The 16,904-nt window shown below is 51.5% G+C and carries 13 protein-coding genes and 1 other annotated feature; of the genes, 4 read left to right on the top strand and 9 right to left on the bottom strand.

Features of this window, described 5'->3' with window-relative positions; translation table 11 throughout:
• Positions 1–72: 72 nt before the first annotated feature.
• From adk to OGY01_RS12650, 7 genes are all read right to left on the bottom strand, one after another.
• A complete protein-coding gene (adk, locus tag OGY01_RS12680; protein WP_045440652.1) occupies positions 73–717 on the bottom strand; it encodes an adenylate kinase in 645 nt (214 codons plus the stop codon).
• A gap of 235 nt (positions 718–952) precedes the next feature.
• The gene (gene htpG, locus OGY01_RS12675; RefSeq protein ID WP_045440650.1) at positions 953–2,827 is read right to left on the bottom strand and encodes a molecular chaperone HtpG; all 1,875 of its coding nucleotides are present in this window, start codon (positions 2,825–2,827) and stop codon (positions 953–955) included.
• 107 nt (positions 2,828–2,934) lie between these two features.
• On the bottom strand, positions 2,935–3,540 hold the full coding sequence (gene recR, locus OGY01_RS12670) for a recombination mediator RecR (RefSeq protein ID WP_045440647.1): 606 nt from the start codon (positions 3,538–3,540) through the stop codon (positions 2,935–2,937).
• The gene (locus tag OGY01_RS12665; protein ID WP_003021764.1) at positions 3,540–3,869 is read right to left on the bottom strand and encodes a YbaB/EbfC family nucleoid-associated protein; all 330 of its coding nucleotides are present in this window, start codon (positions 3,867–3,869) and stop codon (positions 3,540–3,542) included. Before OGY01_RS12665 ends, recR begins: the two co-directional genes overlap by 1 nt.
• A gap of 62 nt (positions 3,870–3,931) precedes the next feature.
• Positions 3,932–5,863: a DNA polymerase III subunit gamma/tau gene (dnaX, locus tag OGY01_RS12660; protein ID WP_286493182.1), complete on the bottom strand. Its 1,932-nt coding sequence runs from the start codon at positions 5,861–5,863 to the stop codon at positions 3,932–3,934.
• Positions 4,535–4,599: a sequence feature (DnaX frameshifting element), on the bottom strand. It overlaps the preceding gene by 65 nt.
• Positions 5,864–5,982: 119 nt before the next feature.
• Complete coding sequence (gene apt, locus OGY01_RS12655) at positions 5,983–6,534, bottom strand: adenine phosphoribosyltransferase (RefSeq protein WP_045440640.1); 552 nt, start codon at positions 6,532–6,534, stop codon at positions 5,983–5,985.
• A 276-nt stretch (positions 6,535–6,810) separates the two neighbouring features.
• The gene (locus OGY01_RS12650; protein WP_048221933.1) at positions 6,811–7,188 is read right to left on the bottom strand and encodes a DUF454 family protein; all 378 of its coding nucleotides are present in this window, start codon (positions 7,186–7,188) and stop codon (positions 6,811–6,813) included.
• 69 nt (positions 7,189–7,257) lie between these two features.
• Here OGY01_RS12650 and priC point away from each other — a divergent pair, with 69 nt between their 5' ends.
• Entirely contained in the window at positions 7,258–7,785 is a 528-nt protein-coding gene (priC, locus tag OGY01_RS12645) for a primosomal replication protein N'' (RefSeq protein ID WP_200012209.1), read from the top strand.
• A 13-nt stretch (positions 7,786–7,798) separates the two neighbouring features.
• Entirely contained in the window at positions 7,799–7,954 is a 156-nt protein-coding gene (gene rsmS, locus OGY01_RS12640) for a pleiotropic regulatory protein RsmS (RefSeq protein WP_071828900.1), read from the top strand.
• Between the two features lie 78 nt (positions 7,955–8,032).
• Here rsmS and mscK read toward each other — a convergent pair whose 3' ends face one another.
• Positions 8,033–11,395, bottom strand: coding sequence for a mechanosensitive channel MscK (gene mscK / locus OGY01_RS12635; protein WP_048221934.1), 3,363 nt, complete (start codon positions 11,393–11,395; stop codon positions 8,033–8,035).
• A 125-nt stretch (positions 11,396–11,520) separates the two neighbouring features.
• On the bottom strand, positions 11,521–12,165 hold the full coding sequence (gene acrR / locus OGY01_RS12630) for a multidrug efflux transporter transcriptional repressor AcrR (protein ID WP_045440631.1): 645 nt from the start codon (positions 12,163–12,165) through the stop codon (positions 11,521–11,523).
• A gap of 141 nt (positions 12,166–12,306) precedes the next feature.
• Here acrR and acrA point away from each other — a divergent pair, with 141 nt between their 5' ends.
• Both acrA and acrB read left to right on the top strand, forming a co-directional pair.
• On the top strand, positions 12,307–13,500 hold the full coding sequence (gene acrA / locus OGY01_RS12625; RefSeq protein ID WP_045440628.1) for a multidrug efflux RND transporter periplasmic adaptor subunit AcrA: 1,194 nt from the start codon (positions 12,307–12,309) through the stop codon (positions 13,498–13,500).
• A 22-nt stretch (positions 13,501–13,522) separates the two neighbouring features.
• Positions 13,523–16,672: an efflux RND transporter permease AcrB gene (gene acrB, locus OGY01_RS12620; RefSeq protein WP_045440626.1), complete on the top strand. Its 3,150-nt coding sequence runs from the start codon at positions 13,523–13,525 to the stop codon at positions 16,670–16,672.
• The last annotated feature ends 232 nt before the right edge of the window (positions 16,673–16,904 follow it).

Below are 16,904 nucleotides of genomic sequence, written 5' to 3'. Positions count from 1 at the left end.
ATCGGGCCTACACGAAAACGGTAGGCCGGATAAGGTGTTCACACCGCCATCCGGCACTGACTGCAGTAAAACTTAACCGAGGATTTTTTCAAGAGAAGCGCGAACGGCGGCAACAGCCTGAGTACCGTCTACTTTCGCATATTTAGTATTACCCGCTTCCGCTTCTTTCTGGTAGTAACCAATCAGCGGAGCAGTCATCTGATGATATTCAACCAGACGCTTACGCACAGTCTCTTCCTGGTCATCTTTACGGGTGGTCAGCTCATCGCCGGTCACGTCGTCTTTACCTTCAACTTTAGGCGGGTTGAATTTGATGTGATAGACACGACCAGAGGCCGCATGAACGCGACGACCTACGATACGGTCAACGATCAGTTCGTCCGGTACGGCGAATTCCAGAACGTAATCAACAACAATACCCGCTTCTTTCATGGCGTCAGCCTGCGGAATAGTGCGCGGGAAGCCGTCCAGCAGGAAACCATTGCGGCAGTCTTCCTGAGCGATACGCTCTTTTACCAGCGCGATCACCAGCTCATCAGTTACCAGTTTACCGGCATCCATGATGTCTTTCGCTTGTTTGCCCAGCTCGGAGCCAGATTTCACGGCAGCACGCAGCATGTCACCGGTGGAGATCTGCGGAATACCGTACTTCTCCATGATGAACTGAGCCTGAGTTCCTTTACCCGCGCCCGGAGCGCCAAGCAGAATGATACGCATTACGAAAATCCCCTTAAAGGTTGTCGATATTTTTAAAAAGCGCTAAACGATACCACCATCACGCAATTGGCTCAAGAAAGGTGCTTGCCGCTGAAACGGTTAATGGCGGGAAAATTAAGAAAAGAGCGGTTTCAGAAGGTAAAAAGCCGGATTAAGGTGCTCGCACCTTAATCCGGCTTACAAAAATACTCGGCATTGTGCCGGATAATCGCCATCCGGCACTAAAGAACAGCTATCAGGAAACCAGCAGCTGATTCATACGACGGATAAACTGGTTAGGATCTTCCAGCGTGCCGCGCTCAGCGAACAGCGCCTGATCCAGCAACAGTTCAACCCACTCTTTAAACTGTGCTTCGTCCTGGGTATCTGCCGTGCGTTTTACCAGCACATGATCCGGATTGAGTTCAAAGATATATTTCACTTCCGGTACGGCCTGGCCCGCAGCGGCAAACAATTTCGCCATCTGAGTGCTCATTTCGTCCGCGTCGGTAGTGACAATCGCCGGAGTGTCGGTCAGACGGTGCGTCAGACGCACTTCTTTTACACGATCGCCCAGCAGAGTTTTCACGCGCTCAACGAACGGCGTCAGCGCTTTTTCCGCCTCTTTTGCCGATTCGTCAACTTCGTCCGCCAGCTTGTCGATGGACTCGTCAGCTTTAGCCACAGACTGGAACGCTTTACCGTCGAACTCGGTCAGGTAGTTCATCATCCACTCATCAATGCGGTCAGAAAGCAGCAGGACTTCGATGCCTTTCTTACGCAGCAGTTCCAGGTGCGGGCTGCTCTTCGCTGCCGCATAGCTGTCTGCAGTGATGTAGTAGATTTTCTCCTGCCCTTCTTTCATGCGTGACACATAGTCTTCCAGCGACACCGTTTGTGCAGAGGAATCGGTATGTGTGGACGCGAAGCGCATCAGTTTAGCGATAGTTTCCTGATTGGCGTGATCTTCCGCCGGACCTTCTTTCAGTACCAGGCCAAACTGTTTCCAGAAGGTCTGGTATTTTTCTGCATCGTCTTTCGCCAGTTTTTCCAGCATTTGCAGCACACGCTTGGTCAGCGCACTGCGCAGGTTACGGGTGACGCTGCTGTCCTGCAGGATCTCACGGGAAACGTTGAGCGGCAGATCGTTGGAATCTATCAGACCGCGCACAAAACGCAGGTAGTTCGGCATGAACTGCTCAGCGTCGTCCATGATAAATACACGCTGGACGTACAGCTTCAGACCGTGTTTATGATCGCGGTTCCACATATCCCACGGCGCCTGAGACGGGATATACAGCAGGCTGGTGTACTCCTGCTTACCTTCCACACGGTTGTGGCTCCAGGTCAGCGGGTCAGTGAAATCGTGCGCGATATGCTTGTAGAATTCGTTGTACTCGTCATCTTTGATTTCCGACTTGTTACGCGTCCACAGCGCCTGCGCCTTGTTGATTTTCTCCCAGGAAACGACGGTTTCACCGTCTTTCTCTTCCTGTTTCTCAATCTCTACCGGCAGTGCGATATGGTCGGAATATTTGCTGATGATGGAGCGCACGCGCCAGTCATCAAGGAATTCATCTTCACCTTCACGCAGATGCAGAGTGATTTCCGTACCGCGATCGTCTTTGGTAATGTCCGCAACGGTATACTCGCCTTCGCCAGCAGATTCCCAGAACACGCCGTTTTCCGGTTTGTCGCCCGCCGCACGAGTCCGCACGGTAACTTTGTCAGCAACAATAAATGCAGAGTAGAAGCCCACCCCGAACTGGCCGATCAGTTGGCTGTCTTTAGCCTGATCGGATCCCATGGATTCGAGGAAAGACTTGGTACCGGATTTAGCAATGGTCCCCAGATGATCGATAACGTCATCACGGTTCATCCCCACGCCGTTATCGGCAATGGTCAACGTACGCTTATCTTTATCGAAGGAGACACGCACACGCAGTTCGCCGTCACCTTCATACAGGTCCGGGTTAGACAGCGCGCGAAAACGCAGCTTGTCTGCCGCATCAGAGGCGTTAGAGATAAGCTCACGCAGGAAGATTTCTTTATTGGAATACAGAGAATGGATCATCAGGTGCAGAAGCTGTTTTACTTCTGACTGAAAACCACGAGTTTCTTGTCCTTTCATGTCGAAAATACCTCAATGCCAATTACAAGGTAAAAAAGCGTTGAGAGGGAGATGGGGATAGCGGAGGGGTATTTCAAGCGGGAGCAAAAATTTTTGCTCCCGATTGATTAAAAACGAATCTTATGCCGTCCGGCAAGAGAATGGGACAACGTAGTGCCGTCAACCATTTCCAGCTCGCCGCCTACCGGTACGCCATGAGCGATACGGCTGGCTTCAACGTCATACTGCATGCAAAGCTCGGCAATATAGTTGGCGGTAGCCTCTCCTTCGACCGTCGGATTGGTCGCAAGGATAACTTCATTGATTTGCTCAGACGCCAGACGCTGTTCCAGACGGTCAAGCCCGATATCATCAGGCCCGATACCATCCAGCGGCGACAGGTGTCCCATCAGCACGAAATAACGCCCGGAAAATTGCCCTGTTTGCTCAATGGCATAGATGTCCGCCGGACTCTCAACCACGCAAATTTGACCATTTTCCTTGCGACGCGGATTCGCGCAGATGCTACATACTTCTTGCTCTGTGAAGGTGCGGCAATCAGCACAGTGACCGATTTCCGACATCGCCTTCGTTAACGCCTGCGCCAGACGCATCCCGCCGCTGCGATCGCGCTGTAGCAGCGTGAACGCCATGCGCTGCGCTGACTTCGGGCCTACGCCCGGCAGACAGCGCAGTGCTTCCATAAGCTGAGTTAACAGCGGGCTGGTTTGCATCAGAACGGCATCTTAAAGCCAGGAGGCAGTTGCATACCGGAAGAAACAGAGGCCATTTTCTCTTTCTGGGTCTCTTCAATGCGACGTGCCGCATCATTGAATGCCGCAGCAACCAGATCTTCCAGCATCTCTTTGTCGTCTTCCAGCAGGCTAGGATCGATTTCCACGCGACGGCAGTTGTGCGCGCCATTGATGGTCACTTTAACCAGACCTGCGCCTGATTCGCCAGTCACTTCCAGCTTGGCGACTTCTTCCTGCATCTGCTGCATTTTTTCTTGCATCTGCTGGGCCTGTTTCATCAGGTTACCCAGACCGCCTTTACCAAACATAGGCTTCTCTCTCAATCACGTTAAGGGATGACGACCATAAAACCATGAGATATGGCTTACGATCAAATGGGGCGAATACTCTCTTCGTCCAGGTCCGCATCAAAAAAACGACGCAGCGTCTGAATGTTATTATCCGCAATAATCGACTCACGCGCCTGCGCGAGTTTCTCTTCATAAATGGCCTGACGCCACTCCAGCGGCGTTCGCACCACAGGATTATCATCTTCAACGATGGTCAATTCAACCGCTGAGCCCATTAAGGCGCTCAATGCTTCCGTAAGTTTCTGCTGTGCGCCACTGGAATTGAGGTGCCGCTGCGTGGAACGCAAGTGCAGGCAAACGACATTGCCATTCTCTTCTTTCCAGGCATTAAGCGCCACCTGCTCTACCAGCTTGGGTAGCGAAAGCTGGCTAACCTGCGCGGCCCAGGGGTCGCGCTCAATCGCTTCTGCTGCCAGCTTAGCGGCCAGCTCCGGCGTTTTTTCATGCTCCAGCGCTTTTTTCAACGCTTTCGGTGTGGCAACAACCTCTTTTACTTCTGCTACCGGATTGGTTGCTTTCCAGCGATAGGCTTCTTTTTTCGCCGGAGTCTGCTCCAGCGCAGACGCTGCCGGACGAGCCTGAACACGTTCCGACACCGAAGCCAGTCTTTCCAGCGCAGCATTATTCACCGGCCGCGCGCGGGGAGCGGCTGCCGGTTCACTCTTTTTTGTTTTGGTTGCTCCCTGAGCTCGCTGCAGTTGGTTGCGCGCGGCAAGAACCCGACTGGTAGCGTCAGATAACGGTACATCCGAATGTGCAGGTGCAGGTGCAGACTGCTGTACAGGGACCTGCGTCGGTGTCATCACCGCGGTAGGTGCAGCAGGCGCAAATGACTGTTGCGGTACTTCAGGTTCCGGTAACGGAACTCGCGGATGAAAAGCTAACGCACGCAGCAGCGTCATTTCTACACCCATTCGTCTGTCCGGCGCATACGGAAGCTCTTTGCGCCCGATTAACAGGGTCTGGTAATAAAGCTGCACATCGGTCGGCGGTACAGTGCGTGCCAGATCACGCATACGCTGTTCAATGGCAGCCATATCGCTGCTCAATGCCGCAGGCGATAGCTGAACCATCGCAATACGGTGAAGCAGGGTCAACATCTCAACCAGCAACGTTTCCCATTCAATTCCGCGAGCGGCGGCATCATTCACCAGCGCCATAACACGCTCGCCATTCCCTGCCACAACAGCTTCAACCAGAGAAAGCGCCTGGTCGTCATCAAGCGTGCCGAGCATCGCGCTCACTGCCTGAGTCGTGACCTGCCCATCACCGCTGGCAATCGCCTGATCGGTCAGACTCAGCGCATCGCGCAGGCTACCGTCTGCAGCACGAGATAACAGCTGCAGTGCGCGTGGTTCGTGGGTGATGTTTTCCTCATTGAGGATATGTTCAAGCTGATGGCGAATTTGTTCGACATCCAGCGCTTTAAGGTGGAATTGCAGGCAGCGAGACAGAATAGTAACCGGCAACTTCTGCGGATCGGTAGTCGCCAGCAGGAACTTAACGTGTGCAGGCGGTTCTTCGAGCGTTTTAAGTAGCGCATTAAAACTGTGGCGCGACAGCATGTGCACTTCATCGATCAAATAGACCTTAAAGCGGCCACGCGCCGGCGCATACTGAACGTTATCCAGCAGATCGCGAGTGTCTTCGACCTTAGTACGAGACGCGGCGTCAATTTCAATCAAATCGACAAAACGCCCCTGCTCAATTTCACGGCAGTTGTCACACACACCGCAAGGTGTAGCGGTAATGCCAGTTTCACAGTTGAGTCCCTTCGCCAGCAGACGGGCGATAGAGGTTTTTCCGACGCCACGGGTGCCGGAAAAAAGATAAGCATGATGAATACGCCCTAACGACAAGCCGTTCGCCAGTGCCGTCAGCACATGTTCCTGGCCGACGACGTCAGCAAAGGTTTGTGGGCGCCATTTTCGGGCTAAGACCTGATAACTCATTGGCAGGCTCTGAAAGGCTGGAGGGTGGATTCACAAGGGGGTAATGCTAACACAACCTCGCGCAGACGGCGAGGTTGTGTGTCTCGGTATTACTTTGGCCGATAAAAGATCGTCCGAAATCAGTGCCCCGGGAACGGAACCAGGCTGTAGCAGGTCAATCCCTGTTTTTCCAGGCGCTGTTCACCGCCCAGATCGAACAGGTTGATGATAAAAGCCGCATCGGTGACTTCACCACCCAGACGACGGATCAGCTTCACTGTTGCTTCAATTGTTCCGCCGGTTGCCAGCAAATCGTCCACTACCAGTACTTTGTCACCCGGCTTGATGGCATCAACATGGATTTCCAGCTGATCGGTGCCGTATTCAAGCTCATAGCTCTCAGCAATCACTTCACGTGGAAGCTTACGCGGTTTACGTACGGGTACAAAACCAACGCCTAACCCCAACGCTACCGGTGCGCCAAACAGGAAGCCACGCGCTTCGGTGCCGACAACTTTAGTAATGCCCGCATTTTTGTAGCGTTCAACTAACAGTTCAATGCTGAGTGCATACGCTTTCGGGTCTTCCAGCAAGCTGGTGACATCACGAAAAAGAATGCCAGGTTTTGGGTAGTCGTTGATGCTTTTGATGCTATTTTTGAGAAACTCAAGCTGCTGTGCAGTCGCGGTCATAAGTTTGTGCCTGATTAATACAGTATTGCTTCACGGCGCACTATACACTTTATCCTTCAAGCTGCCTCTTTGTTGGCCGCCTTCATTCATCCCAGGCACTTACTGATGTAAGCTTCGGGGATTCATTCAGTTGCCGTTTCGACGCAACTTGAATGATTTTGTGTCTATATAAGAGCAAAGGTTACATTTGTTTAACCTTTGACCGCCTGCGCCTGTGCTCGAAAACGGTCAAATTTACTGGCTGCGTGAGACAATTGCAACTGGCATTATTGCGCTTCAGTGCTTTTGTTGCTTTTCATCAATCACCGGTATCCGCCACATGAAAATCAATAAACAGGCGAGAATAACCAACAGTAATCCACGCACCCACATCATATTAACCAGCCACAGCGAGATTCCAAATGTAACCAATATCAACAATATAGCGCGCGGCTTTGCCCCCGGAGGCATCGCACGGTGTTTTTGCCAGTGGCGCAGATAGCCGCCAAACCATGAACGGTAGAGCAGCCAGTCGTGAAAACGCGGCGATGAGCGGGCAAAACACCAGGCAGCCAGCAGGATAAACGGCGTAGTGGGCAACAATGGCAATACCACACCCAGCGTTCCCAGCACTACCGCTATCCAGCCAATGATGATTAGAATAATGCGTTGCATAGTTTAAGTACTTAACACAGAGAATCGCTACTTTAGCATAACAGTTCTCATTTTCATCGGAGTGTTATCGTGAAAACCGTCATGCTGTTACAGAAGCTCGAAAGCCAGTTCAACAGCCTGCAACAACTTTGCGCACCACTGGCGCACCACGCAACACTCAGCGCCCGTTTTGATCGCCATCTTTTTCGCACGCGCAGTACGCTGTTGCAGGCCTGTCTGGATGAAGCTAGCGCGAATCTCACCGCACTGCGCCACGCTGTTGAACAGCAACAACTACCACAAATTACCTGGCTTGCGGAACACCTTGCCTCACAGTTAGAGGCTATTATGCGCGAAACTGCTACCTGGTCGCTCAGGGAGTGGGACAGTGCCTCCCCTGGGCTCGCTCGCTGGCAGCGCAAGCGCGTCCAGCACCAGGAGTTTGAGCGCCGTCTGGTCGAGATGACGCGTGAACGCAAAGAGCGTCTGGCTCAGGCTACAGGCTTTGAAGAACAGCAAAAACTGCATCGTGAAGTGGAAGCTTTCGAAGCGCGTCTGGCACGCTGTCGTCATGCGCTGGAAAGAATAGAAAACGTGCTGGCGCGTTTAACCCGTTAACCCCGGAGAAATTATGTCACTTGAGAACGCCCCGGACGACATCAAACTGGCTGTCGATTTAATTATGCTTCTGGAAGAGCATCAGGTTGCGCCTGAAACCGTACTGAAAGCGCTGGAGATTGTTAAGCGGGATTACGAAAAGAAAATACAGCAGCTCCCTGCATCATAAAAAAGAGCTGAATCTGTTGGTATCGGCCTACGAGTCCAGAATTATTGCACTTCGTAGGCCAGATAAGGCGTTTACTTATCACCCCACAGCCGGTGTCGGGTCATCACCTTTGAAGTCACGTTTAACTTCAGTCACTGTGTCACCTTTGGCGTTATGCAGGTGAACTTCGAGTTGGTTAAAGGCGATATCAATATCGTTTTCACGGCACAGACGGTCAACCGCGCGGTTAAGTTCATCCACCGTATGGCTGCGATCGCGCAGTTCACGAACATATAATCGCAGCTCATGATCCAGCGTGCTGGCACCAAAGGCGGTAAAGAACACCGCCGGTTCCGGATCATGCATCACTTTCGGATGTTCCTGCGCCGCCTGCAGCAGCACCTTCTTCACCTTGTCCAGATCTGAGCCATAAGCAACCCCAATACGGATCACCAGGCGTGTGGTGGTATCAGAGAGCGACCAGTTGATCAGACGTTCCGTTACAAACGCTTTGTTCGGAATGATCACCTCTTTGCGATCAAAGTCGGTGATGGTGGTTGCACGAATGCGAATCTTACTTACCGTACCAGAGAACGTCCCAATCGTGACCGTATCGCCAATACGGACCGGGCGTTCAAACAGAATGATCAGGCCCGAGACAAAGTTACCGAAGATCTCCTGCAAGCCAAAACCGAGACCGACCGACAAGGCCGCAGCCAGCCACTGTAGTTTATCCCACGATACCCCGAGCGATCCGAACACCGTCATCGCGCCGATAGCAATGATCGCGTAATTGAGGATCGTAGTGATGGCATAAGATGCGCCCTGACGCATTTTGAGTCGTGAGAGCACTAACACTTCTAACAGTCCGGGCAAGTTGCGGATCAGCGCCCATGCCACCATTGACGCAATTATCGCAAACAGCAGGCTGCCCATGGTGACATCTTTCACTACTGCGGCCCCGGCCTCTGTACCGTTGTAATGCCAGAGCGTGATGCTGTCGAGGTAGCTGAACACGGTGATCAGATCGGACCAAATTGCCCAGAACAGAACGCCAAACAGAGCAACCATCAGTAACATCGTAATACGCAGCGTTTGCTGGTTAACCTGCTCCAGCGCAATGGTCGGTTCTTCCTGCGGTTCAGCGCCTTCGGCCCCTTCTTTTACCAGGTTCTGACGGCGCGCTAATGCACGGCGCCAGGCAATGCGACGTGCGGCCACGCTCAGCCCACGCAGTACAGTCTGATACAGCAGGTTCCAGACAATGACCAGATAGACCGTTTCAATCCAGCGCCCAGACAAACGCAGCGTGGTATAGAAATAACCGGTAGCCGTCAGCACCATTAACGCAATCGGGATAATCGACAGCACGGTAATAGTGACCAGGCGCAGACCATGCGACTCTTTATCACGCCAGCTTTCGCGACACATTGGCCATACAAGGAAGGCGATCAGCAACAGGTTCAGGAAAATGACGACCTGTCCGAGAACGTCGTCCATCAGATTAAGCGGCGAGAGTTCAGCAACCACTGACCAGAAGTTCAGCGGCAATAATGCCAGACTAATGCGCACAATCTGGCGACGCCAGTGGCTGGTCTGTTTCGCAGGCATACCGAAGTGGCGGATCGCCACGCCATCTTTTTCCAGTACTTTCCAGCACAAACCAAACACCAGCCAGAAAATAGCCATCTTCTTACTGAATGCCCACAACAGATCGCTGACGTTCAGTTGCATGGTAAGCAGGATCAGACCAACGGCAAGGATAATCAGGCAGGCAGGTAACGCTCTAATCAGATCAATCAGTATCGCTTTTGGCGTATTGAGCTGACTGTCATTACGCAAGTTACCTACCGCAGCAGCGAGTTTTTCCTGGTACGCTTTCAACCATTTCAAACGCCAGCGAATTAGTCCGGCAATCAACAGCAGCGGTAGCCCCGCCAGAAAAGCAATAAATACCGCTGGCCAGGCTTTCTCCCAGTTCACCGTGATTTTCATCGACTTGAACTGATCTTTTAACGTTTGAGGGAAGGCTTTGATCCAGTCCCAGTCCATCGGACGGTTACTGTTAACCCAAAAGATTTGCTGGGTCAGGATCCCTTTCAGATTTTTCGATACGCTCATTAACTGCTGCTGGTTAATCTGCAGGTTAATGGCCATCATCAGTTGATTACCCAATTGCTTATTCAGTTGGTCCAGCAGCTCACGGCGCATATCCACGACCTGGAGCAAGGCATCATGAACTTCAGTGTTCACTTCGCTGGTGTGCCCTTCCTCCAGTTTGGCGACAAAAGCGTCATTCTGGAACAGCGCGTCACGCTGCTGGTTAACCTCGAATTGTTCCAGACGCAAATCGGCGATCCGATTGGTCATATCAGCAAGTTCATCCGCTGAGGGTAATGTTTGCTGTTGTTGATACAGAATACGCGACAGCAGCAGACTACCTTTCAGAACAGCAATTTGTTCTTTAATGTTGCGTTCAGACTGCATCGCCCGATCAAGCCAGTTTTTGACCTTGATATTTTGCTGCATCAGCGCATTGCCGTTTTCGGTGGCGGAAATCAGACGCTGGCTTAGCTGATGGTTGACCTCAAGTTCCTGTTTGACTAGCGGATTGGTCTGGATACGTTCAGCTTCATCGGGCGTTACCGCTTCCTGCGCCGTCTTTTCGGTGAGCGTCAGCCGTTTGCTGTTCACCGCTTCCTGCAGGAGCTGTAACTGATGTTCAAGTCGGTTGCTGTTGGCTGTCACATAATCACGTTGTTTCTGCAAGGTGTCCTGCAAAACCGTGTTGCCTTCCAGACTTTTACGCTGCTGATCGATCTGCGCATTGAGTAGCGCTTGCTGCGCCTGCAGCAGAACCTGCTGGCTGGGGCGTAATGCCGCTTCACCGACGTTGGTACCATCCAGGCGATTGCGGATTTGCTGCATTTGCTGTGATGCGGTGTACATCGCATTTTGTACACGCTCAGGCTGCGTCTGCAACGAGACCAGTTGGCTGTTGTAAGCCGCCAGATCGTTTTGCGAGCTTTGCAGGTCATCCAGCACCTGAGCGACGCGTGTTTCAAGTTGTCGTAAAGAGAGCGTGCTCAGCGTTTTTCGCGTTTCATCGTCATTATCGACATCACTGAGCGAATTTAACGCCTCCGTCGCCTGGCGCATTTTCTCTGGCGCCTGGGCAACTTTCTGGCGAAGCTGAACGGTCTCATCCTTCACGCGGTCAATCTTATCCAGCGTGGCGAGGGTCTCGATAAGATCCTGCTGAACCAGTTTATCCTGCGCGGAAAGATCTTTTTGCTTACTCAGCGCATCCAGTTGGCTCTGGATATCCGCTTTCGTCGGCAGTTCACCATTCTGTTGCGCTCGCGCAAATGCGGATGACTGACAAGACAGCAAAATAATGAAGAATAAAGTGGTAATAGCAATAAGATGCTTTGAGCGTTTATAAAGCTGCAACATAGTCATGAGAATGAACGTTTCTAACCGGAAAGTGACCGAAAATAGTCAAGCGGCTAGAATATCACGGCGCTGACAGACAGAATAGCGCCAGGGAAAATGTCCAGGAAAATTCCTGGACTGAAATCGAGGGGTTAGCTTGTTTCCGGCACTCGCAGCGTTGGGCAAAGAAGGCACATTTCCAGCAGCACTGCGACGTATTCACGTGCGTTTTTTTTCAGGTCAAAAGATTCCGGGGCGAACAACCAGTTTTCTATAATCCCGGAAAGGTAGCTGCGCATTAAGACCGCTACACGGCGCGTGTTCAGATTCTCTGGCAGCATTCTTGCGTTCATACAGTGACGTAGCGTTTGTTCAATACGGTCATAGTTTTCAAGACACAGGCTGCGTTGCGCCATTTGAAAAGCAGCTATTTCCCCGACAAATTCGCATTTGTGGAATATAATCTCCATCAATAAACGCCGGCGTTCTTCTGTCACGGTAGCTTCAAGAACGTAAACTAAAATTTCTCTTAATACTGATAGTGGATCGTCGGGGAATTTTGCCTGATACTCAGTCTCTAGTTCATCAATATTGGGTTTTGCCAGATCCCAGATTTCACTGAATAAATCCGACTTGTTTTTGAAATGCCAATAGATTGCACCGCGAGTGACGCCAGCAGCTTTTGCGATCTCCGCGAGCGAGGTGGATGATACCCCTTGTTGCGAAAACAGACGCAGAGCGACATCCAGAATGTGCTGACGTGTTTCCTGCGCTTGTTGTTTGGTTTTTCGTGCCATATGTCGGTGAATTTACAGGCGTTAGATTTACATACATTTGTGAATGTATGTACCATAGCACGACGATAATATAAACGCAGCAATGGGTTTATGGGCTTTAAGCCATTGATCAATTTGAAATCGGACACTCGAGGTTTACATATGAACAAAAACAGAGGGTTAACGCCTCTGGCAGTCGTTCTGATGCTCTCAGGCAGCTTAGCGCTAACAGGATGTGACGACAAACAGGCCCAACAAGGGGGCCAGCAGATGCCAGAAGTTGGAGTTGTGACGCTCAAAACTGAACCTCTACAGATCACAACTGAACTCCCGGGTCGCACCAGTGCTTACCGCATTGCGGAAGTTCGCCCTCAGGTCAGCGGCATTATCCTGAAGCGTAATTTCACAGAAGGTGGTGACATCGAAGCGGGTGTGTCTCTCTATCAGATTGATCCTGCTACTTACCAGGCCGCGTATGAAAGCGCAAAAGGCGATCTGGCCAAAGCACAAGCAGCGGCAAATATCGCTCAGCTGACGGTTAAACGTTATCAGAAATTGTTGGGTACCAAGTACATCAGTCAACAGGATTACGATAGCGCGCAGGCAGATGCACAACAGGCGAATGCCGCCGTTGTTGCAGCTAAAGCGGCAGTAGAAACTGCTCGTATCAATCTGGCCTATACCAAAGTCACATCGCCAATCAGCGGCCGCATTGGTAAGTCATCGGTCACTGAAGGTGCTCTGGTGCAAAACGGTCAGGCGACCGCACTGGCAACCGTTCAGCAGTTGGATCCAATCTATGTCGACGTGACGCAGTCAAGCAACGATTTCCTGCGCCTGAAACAAGAGCTGGCGAATGGCACGCTGAAACAAGAGAACGGTAAAGCAAAAGTCGAACTGGTCACCAGCGACGGAATTAAATTCCCGCAGTCCGGTACGCTGGAGTTTTCTGACGTGACGGTTGATCAAACCACCGGGTCGATTACGTTACGCGCAATCTTCCCTAACCCGGATCACACCTTACTGCCGGGTATGTTTGTCCGTGCACGTCTGGAAGAAGGGACCAATCCGACCGCATTACTTGTACCTCAGCAGGGCGTTACCCGTACGCCGCGTGGTGATGCCAGCGCATTAGTTATCGGTGCGGATGACAAAGTGGAAACCCGCCAAATTGTGGCAGCACAAGCGATTGGCAATAAATGGCTGGTCACTGAAGGACTTAAGCCGGGCGACCGCGTGATTGTAAGTGGGCTGCAAAAAGTACGTCCTGGCGCACAGGTAAAAGCGCAGGAAGTCACCGCTGATAATAACCAGCAAGCCGCAAGCGGTAACCAGCCTGAACAGTCCAAGTCTTAACTTAAACAGGAGCCGTTAAGACATGCCTAATTTCTTTATCGATCGCCCCATATTTGCGTGGGTGATCGCCATAATCATCATGTTGGCAGGGGGGCTCGCGATCCTCAAATTGCCGGTGGCGCAATATCCTACTATTGCACCACCTGCAGTGACGATCTCCGCGACCTACCCTGGCGCTGATGCAAAAACAGTACAGGATACTGTTACGCAGGTTATCGAACAAAATATGAACGGTATCGATAACCTGATGTACATGTCCTCAAACAGTGACTCCACGGGTACCGTGCAGATCACCCTCACCTTCCAGTCTGGTACTGATGCGGATATCGCCCAGGTACAGGTGCAGAACAAACTGCAGTTGGCGATGCCGTTGCTGCCTCAGGAAGTACAACAGCAAGGGGTTAGCGTTGAGAAGTCATCCAGTAGCTTCCTGATGGTTGTTGGTGTTATCAACACCAACGGCACGATGACGCAGGAAGATATTTCGGATTACGTCGCCGCTAACATGAAAGACGCTATCAGCCGTACCTCGGGTGTTGGTGACGTACAGCTGTTCGGTTCTCAGTACGCAATGCGTATCTGGATGGATCCGACTGAGCTGAACAAATATCAGCTTACGCCGGTTGATGTGATTACCGCGATTAAAGCACAGAACGCCCAGGTTGCAGCCGGTCAGCTTGGTGGTACGCCACCGGTGAAAGGCCAGCAACTGAACGCCTCTATTATTGCTCAAACGCGTCTGACCTCTACCGATGAGTTTGGCAAAATTCTGCTGAAAGTGAACCAGGACGGTTCCCAGGTTCGTCTGCGCGATGTAGCGAAGATTGAGCTGGGCGGTGAAAACTACGACATCATTGCGAAGTTCAACGGTAAACCTGCGTCTGGTTTGGGTATCAAACTGGCAACCGGTGCGAACGCTCTGGATACTGCTGCGGCTATTCGCGCTGAACTGGTGAAGATGGAACCGTTCTTCCCATCAGGCCTGAAAATTGTTTACCCGTATGACACTACACCGTTCGTAAAAATCTCTATTCACGAAGTAGTGAAAACACTGGCAGAAGCAATCATCCTCGTGTTCCTGGTTATGTATCTGTTCCTGCAGAACTTCCGCGCGACGTTGATTCCGACTATTGCCGTACCGGTCGTATTGTTGGGTACCTTTGCGGTCCTTGCCATTTTCGGCTTCTCGATAAATACCCTGACGATGTTCGGGATGGTGCTCGCCATCGGCCTGCTGGTGGATGATGCCATCGTTGTGGTCGAGAACGTTGAACGTGTCATGTCCGAGGAAGGACTACCGCCAAAAGAAGCGACGCGTAAATCAATGGGCCAGATTCAGGGCGCACTGGTGGGTATCGCGATGGTGCTGTCAGCGGTATTTATTCCGATGGCATTCTTCGGTGGCTCTACCGGGGCGATTTACCGTCAGTTCTCCATCACCATTGTTTCTGCAATGGCGTTGTCGGTACTGGTGGCACTGATCCTGACCCCTGCTCTTTGCGCAACCATGCTCAAACCGATTGCTAAGGGCGATCACGGAGAAGGCAAGAAAGGTTTCTTCGGTTGGTTCAACCGCATGTTCGACAAGAGCACGAACCACTATACCGACAGCGTAGGCGGCATTCTGCGCAGCACGGGTCGTTATCTGGCACTGTATCTGATCATCGTGGTGGGCATGGCCTATCTGTTCGTTCGTCTGCCAAGCTCCTTCTTGCCGGATGAAGACCAGGGGGTATTCCTGTCCATGGCTCAGTTGCCTGCGGGTGCAACGCAAGAGCGTACCCAGAAAGTGCTGGACGAAATGACGGATTACTATCTGACCAAAGAAAAAGCGAACGTTGAATCGGTCTTTGCCGTTAACGGCTTCGGTTTTGCGGGACGTGGTCAGAACACCGGTATTGCGTTCGTGTCATTGAAAGACTGGAGTGAACGTCCAGGCGAAGAGAATAAGGTCGAAGCGATTACAAGTCGTGCGATGGCGGCATTCTCGAAGATTCAAGACGCAATGGTCTTTGCCTTTAACCTGCCGGCGATTGTTGAGCTGGGTACAGCAACAGGCTTTGACTTCCAGTTAATTGACCAGGCCGGACTGGGCCATGAAAAACTGACCCAGGCTCGTAACCAGCTGTTCGGTGAAGTGGCGAAACATCCTGATCTGTTAGTTGGCGTACGTCCTAACGGTCTGGAAGATACTCCGCAATTCAAGATCGATATCGATCAGGAAAAAGCGCAGGCTCTGGGTGTTTCCATTAGTGATATTAATACAACACTGGGTGCAGCATGGGGCGGAAGCTACGTGAATGACTTCATCGACCGTGGTCGTGTGAAGAAAGTTTACGTCATGTCTGAAGCCAAATACCGTATGTTGCCGGAAGATATTGGAAACTGGTATGTCCGCGGTAGCGATGGACAAATGGTACCGTTCTCCGCGTTCTCTTCCTCGCGTTGGGAATATGGCTCGCCGCGTCTGGAACGCTATAACGGTCTGCCTTCCATGGAAATTCTGGGCCAGGCCGCACCAGGTAAAAGTACGGGTGAAGCTATGGCGATGATGGAGCAACTGGCCAGCAAATTGCCATCCGGTATCGGTTATGACTGGACTGGTATGTCCTACCAGGAACGACTGTCTGGCAACCAGGCCCCTGCCCTGTATGCCATTTCACTGATTGTCGTCTTCCTGTGTCTGGCGGCGCTGTATGAGAGCTGGTCAATTCCGTTCTCTGTTATGCTGGTGGTTCCACTGGGGGTTATCGGTGCGTTGCTGGCAGCGACTTTGCGCGGCTTAACCAACGACGTTTACTTCCAGGTAGGCCTGCTCACAACCATTGGGTTGTCGGCGAAGAACGCGATACTTATCGTCGAATTCGCCAAAGACTTGATGGATAAAGAGGGTAAAGGTCTGGTTGAGGCGACGCTGGATGCTGTTCGTATGCGTTTACGTCCGATCCTGATGACGTCACTGGCCTTTATTCTGGGTGTTATGCCGCTGGTTATCAGCTCTGGCGCGGGTAGTGGCGCGCAGAACGCCGTTGGTACAGGTGTAATGGGCGGGATGGTCACGGCAACCGTGTTGGCTATCTTCTTCGTTCCGGTTTTCTTTGTGGTGGTCCGCCGCCGCTTTAGCCGCAAGAATGAAGATGTTGAACACAGCCACCCGGTTGATCATCATTGATTCATTGCTAAAGATAAGGCCGCGCAAGCGGCCTTTTTTTTGAAAAAATCATAAATTGAGCTTATTGTGATTTCGTTTATTTTCTGTAAGGTAAATAAGCGATATAATCCCTGTAGGCTTAAAGGCTATTCTTAAAGAATCCTGAGGTTTCTTATTTACTTTAATAAATATTAAGATTAATCCTAGTCACTCATTGCATTGTAGACTGTTGCCTTTTGTTGCTAAACCTAAA

This window comes from Citrobacter sp. Cm038 (assembly GCF_030333105.1).
GTDB classification, from domain to species: Bacteria; Pseudomonadota; Gammaproteobacteria; order Enterobacterales; family Enterobacteriaceae; genus Citrobacter; species Citrobacter murliniae.
This window is presented reverse-complemented; position numbering and strand designations above follow the sequence as displayed.

What these genes read in the sequence shown, in the direction of transcription:
- acrA (WP_045440628.1), top strand. Translation starts at nt 12,307, where the DNA reads ATGAACAAAAACAGAGGGTTAACGCCTCTGGCAGTCGTTCTGATGCTC.
- mscK (WP_048221934.1), bottom strand. Translation starts at nt 11,395, where the DNA reads ATGACTATGTTGCAGCTTTATAAACGCTCAAAGCATCTTATTGCTATT.
- OGY01_RS12650 (WP_048221933.1), bottom strand. Translation starts at nt 7,188, where the DNA reads ATGCAACGCATTATTCTAATCATCATTGGCTGGATAGCGGTAGTGCTG.
- acrB (WP_045440626.1), top strand. Translation starts at nt 13,523, where the DNA reads ATGCCTAATTTCTTTATCGATCGCCCCATATTTGCGTGGGTGATCGCC.
- rsmS (WP_071828900.1), top strand. Translation starts at nt 7,799, where the DNA reads ATGTCACTTGAGAACGCCCCGGACGACATCAAACTGGCTGTCGATTTA.
- htpG (WP_045440650.1), bottom strand. Translation starts at nt 2,827, where the DNA reads ATGAAAGGACAAGAAACTCGTGGTTTTCAGTCAGAAGTAAAACAGCTT.
- adk (WP_045440652.1), bottom strand. Translation starts at nt 717, where the DNA reads ATGCGTATCATTCTGCTTGGCGCTCCGGGCGCGGGTAAAGGAACTCAG.
- OGY01_RS12665 (WP_003021764.1), bottom strand. Translation starts at nt 3,869, where the DNA reads ATGTTTGGTAAAGGCGGTCTGGGTAACCTGATGAAACAGGCCCAGCAG.
- acrR (WP_045440631.1), bottom strand. Translation starts at nt 12,165, where the DNA reads ATGGCACGAAAAACCAAACAACAAGCGCAGGAAACACGTCAGCACATT.
- apt (WP_045440640.1), bottom strand. Translation starts at nt 6,534, where the DNA reads ATGACCGCGACTGCACAGCAGCTTGAGTTTCTCAAAAATAGCATCAAA.
- recR (WP_045440647.1), bottom strand. Translation starts at nt 3,540, where the DNA reads ATGCAAACCAGCCCGCTGTTAACTCAGCTTATGGAAGCACTGCGCTGT.
- dnaX (WP_286493182.1), bottom strand. Translation starts at nt 5,863, where the DNA reads ATGAGTTATCAGGTCTTAGCCCGAAAATGGCGCCCACAAACCTTTGCT.